Below are 6,271 nucleotides of genomic sequence, written 5' to 3'. Positions count from 1 at the left end.
TGCTGGCGCGGGGTGAAGTGGCCCTTGTAAGCGCGCACCATGCAGACGATAAGAAAGATAGTGCCGACCAGCACGTGGAAGCCGTGGAAGCCGGTCGCCATGTAGAAGGCCGAGCTGTAGGTGTTGCCACCGAAGCCGAACGGCGCATGGGCATATTCGTAGGCCTGGATGCTGGTGAACAGCGCACCGAGAAGGACTGTCAGCCAGAGACCTTTCTTCAAGCCTTCGCGATCGCCATGGATCAACGCGTGGTGCGCCCAAGTCACGGTAGTACCCGAGCACAGCAGGATCAGCGTGTTGAGCAGCGGCAGCGAGAACGGGTCCATCACCGCTTCGATCGCCTTGGGCGGGAATTGCCCACCGACCACCTCGGAAATGCTCGAGGGGAACAGCGCGAAATCGAACCAGCTCCAGAACCAGCCGACGAAGAACATCACTTCCGAAGCGATGAACAGGATCATGCCGTACCGCAGGTGCAGCTGCACCACCGGAGTGTGATCGCCCTGCTGCGCTTCCTTCACGATGTTCGAGAACCAACTGAAGAAGGTCGCGATCAAACCGGCGATGCCGAGGCCAAGAACGAGATGCGCATTGGCCATCTCGTGCATGTACAGCACCATGCCGCTGGTAAAGGTGAGCGCCGAAATCGAGCCGATCAGCGGCCAGATATCGGGTTCGAGGATGTGATAGTCGTGATTGACCTTGCCAGCCATGTGTCTCGCGTCCTGTTACTCGCTTTGCGGGTGCCCTTAATGCGCCATTGCGCGCGGGTCCAGAGCCTACTCCGCAGATTCCTTGGAACGGTGGAAAGTATAGGAAAGGGTGATCTGTTCGACCCCCTTCATGTTCGGATCGTCGAGCGCCGCCGGATCGACGTAGTAAAGCACCGGCATGCGCACTTCCTCGCCCGGCTCGAGCGTTTGCTCGGTGAAGCAGAAACACTGGATCTTGTTGAAATAGGCCCCGGCCTGTTCCGGCTCGACATTGAAGGTGGCGGTGCCGGTGATCCGTTCGTCCGAATTGTTCCTGGCGAGATAAATCGCCATGTCGCGCTGGCCGATCACCACGGTGTCGGTCGCCTGCTCAGGACGGAAATTCCAGGGCACGTCGCTCGCGGTATTGCCGTCGAAGCGGATCGAGATGGTCTGCCCCGTGCTAGCCTGGGCCGCGCTGGCGGCGTCCGACGCGCTGGCCCGCTGAGTGGTACCGCCGAAGCCGGTCACCTGGCAGAACAGTTGATAGAGCGGCACGGCAGCAAAACCGAGGCCGAGCATGGCAAGCGCCCCGAACGCGGCGAGTAGTGCGGTGCGTGTCTTGCGGGTTTCAAGCGTCGCGGCAGTCATAGGTCTATCACATCCGCACAATGGTGATCGCGTAGAAAAGCAGCGCCAGGAACAGCAGGATACCGCCGAGCACGAGGTTACGGCTCTTTTGGCGACGGCGGAACTCGGCTTCTTCTTCGGGGGTCATCCGATCACTCCTTGGTACGCCAGCACCCGGTCGACGACGAGCGCGGCAAACAAAGCGAAAAGGTAGAACACGCTGAACGCGAACATGCGTTTCTCGGGCAGCATCTTGTCGCCTTCGGCTGCCGTGCGGAAAGCGACAGGAATGCTCAGCGCCAGAAATACGAGGGACAGGCCCAGCGCCGCGGCACCATAGATCCAGCTCGTCCCACCGATGAACCATGGTGCGGCGGCAATCGGGACCAGCAGGACGCAATAGGCGAGCATTTGCAGGCGGGTGGACTTCTCGCCCTTGACCACCGGCATCATCGGGATGCCGACGTTGGCGTAATCGGTCTTCACGAACAGCGCGAGCGCCCAGAAATGCGGCGGGGTCCACATGAAGATAATGGCGAACAGCAGGATCGGCATCAGCGTGATATCGCCGGTGACGGCAACCCAACCAATCATTGGCGGAAAGGCCCCCGAACCGCCCCCGATAACGATGTTCTGCGGTGTGCGCGGCTTGAGCCAGATGGTATAAACCACGGCGTAGTATACGATCGCGACCGCCAGGATCGCAGCGGCGAGCCAGTGGATCGCCAGTCCCATGATCAGGACCGAGGCGACCGAGAGCGCGATACCGAAATCGCGAGCGTCGGTCCGGTTCATCCGCCCGGTGGGCAGCGGGCGCCCGGCGGTCCGCTTCATTCCACTGTCGATATCGGCTTCCCACCACTGGTTGAGCACGGCCGAACCGCCCGCCCCCAAGGCGATGCAGAGAATCGCCGTGAAGCCCAGCACGGGGTGGATATGCCCCGGTGCGGCGAGCAACCCACATAGGCCGGTGAAGATGACCAGCGACATCACGCGCGGCTTGGTCAGCGCGAAGAAATCGCGCCATTCCGCGGGGAGTTGGACGGGGGCTGCCTGGGTCATGGAATCGGGGGCCATATAGGGCGTCACAATCGCTTTAGCCAGTCGATGAGAATGCGGTTCACCTCGTCCGGTCGTTCCTGCTGGGTCCAGTGGCCCACGCCCTCGAGCACATGGCCTTCCGACTGCGGGGCGAACATTTTCACCAATGCGACCGGATCGGTGATCCCACCGAAAAGGAAGGTGGCCGGATCGCGCGTCCCGCCGATGAACAATGCGGGTTGTTCGATCCGCTTACCGTTCCATCCCTGCAGCCATTCGAAATCGGCTTCGTGATTGCGATAGCGGTTGAGCGGGCCGCGGAACCCTGAAGCGCGGAATTCTCCCTCGTAGAAATCAAGGTCTTCCTCGGTCAGCCAGGGAACCGGCTGCGGGTCAGGCAGACCTTCCAGGAACATCGCGCCCAGCGGCTTGCTCCAGTACTCTCCCGGGGGAACATCACCGCTGATCGAGTACATCATGCGGGCGACCCAGTCACGGGGATCGCGCTCTGCTTCGGCCTCGGCCACACCGGGTTCCTGGAAATACTCCTGGTAGAAAAATCGCCCCTGGCTGGTGAAATGTTCGCGAAACACCTCGGTAAAAGGCCGTTGCGGGACGCCAGAGAAGGGAACCGACAGGCCGGCGACTGCGCGGAAATGCTCGGGATTGGAAAGGGCACTGTTCCATACGATGGGTGCGCCCCAATCATGGCCGATGAGCACCGCAGGCTGATCGGGAGAGAGCGCCCGGCGAAGACCGACGAGGTCGCCGACGATACGTTCCATCGCATAGGCTTCCACCGGATATGGCTTGTCCGAGCCGCCATAGCCGCGAACGTCGATCGCGCAGGCGGTGAACCCCGCATCCGCGATCGGGCCAATCTGATGTCGCCAGCTATACCAGCTTTCTGGAAAGCCATGGACCATGATCACCAGCGGTCCGTCGCCTTCGACGGCGCAGCGCAGACTCAGTTCACCGACATCGATCATGCGCACTTCCGGCATAGCTCACTCCGTTTCGTGAAAAGCAAACGGCCGATCCACGAGGGACCGGCCGCAAGCGTTTGGCCATTCCCCACCCGGTCACGCGTGGGGTGCGGCGGCAATTCCTCAGTGGGCGTGGTGGTGATCCTCGATCACCGGCAGCTCGCTGAACTGGTGGAACGGCGGCGGGCTCGACAGCGTCCATTCGAGCGTGGTTGCACCTTCGCCCCAATAGTTGTCCTCTGCCTTCTTGCCGGCCACGAAGGCGTAGATGATGTTCACGAAGAAGAAGATCATCGAACCAGCCATGATTTCGTAGCCGAGTGAGCTGATCTCGTTCCAGTAGGTGTATGCCTCTGCATAGTCCGGATAGCGGCGTGGCATACCCTGCAGACCCAGGAAGTGCTGCGGGAAGAAGATCACGTTCACGCCGATGAAGAATCCCCAGAAGTGCAGGTGCGCGAGCAGTTCGGAGTGCATCCGGCCGCTCATCTTCGGGAACCAGTAGTAGAAGCCCGCGAACAGCGAGAACACCGCGCCCATCGACAGCACGTAGTGGAAGTGCGCCACCACGAAGTAGGTATCGTGCACCACGTCGTCCACACCGCCATTGGCGAGGTAGACGCCGGTCACGCCGCCGACGGTGAACAGGAAGATCATGCCGATCGCCCAGACCATCGGGCTCTTGAACTCGATCGAGCCGCCCCACATGGTCGCGATCCAGCTGAAGATCTTCACGCCGGTCGGGACTGCGATGACCATGGTCGCCGCGGTGAAGTACATCTTCGTGTTCACGTCGAGGCCGACGGTGTACATGTGGTGCGCCCACACGACGAAGCCGACGACACCGATAGCGACCATCGCGTAGGCCATGCCGAGGTAACCGAACACCGGCTTGCGGCTGAAGGTCGAAACGATCTGCGAGATCATGCCGAAGCCCGGCAGGATCATGATGTACACTTCAGGGTGGCCGAAGAACCAGAACAGGTGCTGGTAAAGGATCGGGTCACCACCGCCGGCCGGATCATAGAAGGTCGTGCCGAAATTGCGGTCGGTGATCAGCATGGTGATCGCTGCGGCCAGAACCGGCAGGGCCAGCAGCAGCAGGAATGCGGTAACCAGCACCGACCACACGAACAGCGGCATCTTGTGCAGGGTCATGCCCGGCGCGCGCATGTTAAAGATGGTGGTAATGAAGTTGGTCGCGCCCAGGATCGAGCCGGCACCGGCGAGGTGCAACGAGAAGATCGCGAAGTCGACCGCGGGTCCTTGCGAACCGGTGGTGGAAAGCGGCGCGTAGACCGTCCATCCGGTACCCGCGCCCGGGCCCGTGCCGCCCGGCACGAACATCGAGAACAGCAGGCTGAAGAAACCAGCCACCGTCAGCCAGAACGAGATATTGTTCATGCGCGGGAAGGCCATGTCCGGCGCGCCGATCATCAGCGGCACGAACCAGTTGCCGAAACCGCCGATCATTGCCGGCATGACCATGAAGAAAACCATGATCAGGCCGTGGGCCGTGATGAACACGTTCCACATGTGCAGCGAGGTATCGAAGTCCGCGTTGCCGCCCATAAGTTCGGCCCAGAACTGCAGGTACTGAATACCCGGCTGGGCCAATTCCATGCGCATGATGCCCGAGATCGCACCGCCGACAATACCGGCGATGATCGCGAAGATCAGGTAGAGGGTCCCGATGTCCTTGTGGTTGGTGGACATGAACCAGCGCGCGAAGAAGCCGGGCTTGTGGTCGGCATCATGGTGCGCGTGGTCTTCGTGGTGGGCCTCGAAGTGTTCGGCGGTGGTGGCCATCGTGCTATACTCTCGAGCTAATCGGAATTCTTAGGCGGCTGGGGCGACAACGGGTTCGGCACCCTCGGCAGGAGCTGCCGCGGCGTCGCCGGCAGGCGCTGCTTCAGCGCCCTTGATCGTGCCACCCTGGGCCAGAACCCATTCGTTATACTTGTCCATCGGCAGCGCTTCGACGGCGATCGGCATATAGCCATGGCGCGCACCGCACAGTTCGGAACACTGGCCGTAATAGACGCCGGGTTCCTTGATGAAGAGCACCTTCTCGTTCAGGCGGCCAGGAACAGCGTCAAGCTTGAACCAGAGGCTCGGCACGGCGAACGAGTGGATCACGTCAGCAGCGGTAGTCTGCAGGCGGATCGGCACGCCGGCGGGCACAACCATGCGGTTGTCGACTGCGAGCTGATGCGGCTCACCGCGCTCATCGGCCTCTTCCTCCGACAGCATGTTCGAGACGATTTCGAAGTCGCCGTTGTCCGGGTAGCTATAGCCCCAGTACCACTGGTAACCGATCGCCTTGATGGTGATCGCGTCCTTCGGCGGGCTTTCATACTGCTTGGCAATCAGCGTGATCGAAGGGACCGCGATACCGAGCAGGATCAGCGCGGGGACAACCGTCCACACCACTTCGATCAGCGTATTGTGGCTGGTCTTCGACGGCACCGGATTGGCACGCTTGTTGAAGCGCACAATGACGACCACGAACAACAGCAGGACGAAAGCGCTGATCAGCGCCATGACCCAAACCAGACCGACATGCAGCCCATGCGCAAAATCGCCCGTGGGCGAATATTGCGGCTGGACGTCGATACCGCGGGCAACGGGCATGCCCTTGCCTTCGGTCGGCTTCATCGGCGTGTAGGAGCCGGCAGGCGTAGCATCGACAGCCGCATCATCCGACGCAGCCACGACGGCTTCGGTCGGTGCAGCTGCGGGCGCATCTTGCGCCTGCGCCAGCGACGGGCTGAGCATGAGCGCCAGCGCCATCGGCAGGCTGGCGGCGATCCGGTGGAACCCGTTGCGGGAGCCAAGAAATTTCATCGTCTGGACGCTCTTTCGTGTCTCGTTGTCGGCTCGGTCTTTTTGACCCGTCAAAGTCGGCCGCGCACGGGAAAA

Annotated in this window: 6 protein-coding genes; all 6 read right to left on the bottom strand. The window is 61.6% G+C overall.

The features are described from left to right. Positions 1-713, bottom strand: a 713-nt coding sequence (locus tag AAFM29_RS03945; protein WP_341711515.1) for a cytochrome c oxidase subunit 3, incomplete at its 3' end; no start/stop codon positions are given. Positions 714-779: 66 nt separating this feature from the next. Next, positions 780-1,343, bottom strand: coding sequence for a cytochrome c oxidase assembly protein (locus AAFM29_RS03940; protein ID WP_341711514.1), 564 nt, complete (start codon positions 1,341-1,343; stop codon positions 780-782). 123 nt (positions 1,344-1,466) lie between these two features. Further along, on the bottom strand, positions 1,467-2,384 hold the full coding sequence (locus tag AAFM29_RS03935) for a heme o synthase (RefSeq protein ID WP_341711513.1): 918 nt from the start codon (positions 2,382-2,384) through the stop codon (positions 1,467-1,469). A gap of 23 nt (positions 2,385-2,407) precedes the next feature. Continuing rightward, positions 2,408-3,367: an alpha/beta hydrolase gene (locus tag AAFM29_RS03930; RefSeq protein ID WP_341711512.1), complete on the bottom strand. Its 960-nt coding sequence runs from the start codon at positions 3,365-3,367 to the stop codon at positions 2,408-2,410. 105 nt (positions 3,368-3,472) lie between these two features. Further along, on the bottom strand, positions 3,473-5,158 hold the full coding sequence (gene ctaD, locus AAFM29_RS03925) for a cytochrome c oxidase subunit I (RefSeq protein WP_341711511.1): 1,686 nt from the start codon (positions 5,156-5,158) through the stop codon (positions 3,473-3,475). Positions 5,159-5,188: 30 nt separating this feature from the next. Further along, positions 5,189-6,196 (bottom strand): cytochrome c oxidase subunit II, encoded by a 1,008-nt coding sequence (gene coxB / locus AAFM29_RS03920; RefSeq protein ID WP_341711510.1) that lies wholly within the window; start codon positions 6,194-6,196, stop codon positions 5,189-5,191. Between the last annotated feature and the right edge of the window lie 75 nt (positions 6,197-6,271).

It is taken from the genome of Erythrobacter sp., from assembly GCF_038133525.1.
Classification (GTDB): Bacteria; Pseudomonadota; Alphaproteobacteria; order Sphingomonadales; family Sphingomonadaceae; genus Qipengyuania.
This window is presented reverse-complemented; position numbering and strand designations above follow the sequence as displayed.

Bases quoted from the DNA above. Each gene is read 5' to 3' on its own strand.
- AAFM29_RS03940 (WP_341711514.1), bottom strand. From the start codon at position 1,343: ATGACTGCCGCGACGCTTGAAACCCGCAAGACACGCACCGCACTACTC.
- AAFM29_RS03935 (WP_341711513.1), bottom strand. From the start codon at position 2,384: ATGACCCAGGCAGCCCCCGTCCAACTCCCCGCGGAATGGCGCGATTTC.
- AAFM29_RS03930 (WP_341711512.1), bottom strand. From the start codon at position 3,367: ATGCCGGAAGTGCGCATGATCGATGTCGGTGAACTGAGTCTGCGCTGC.
- ctaD (WP_341711511.1), bottom strand. From the start codon at position 5,158: ATGGCCACCACCGCCGAACACTTCGAGGCCCACCACGAAGACCACGCG.
- coxB (WP_341711510.1), bottom strand. From the start codon at position 6,196: ATGAAATTTCTTGGCTCCCGCAACGGGTTCCACCGGATCGCCGCCAGC.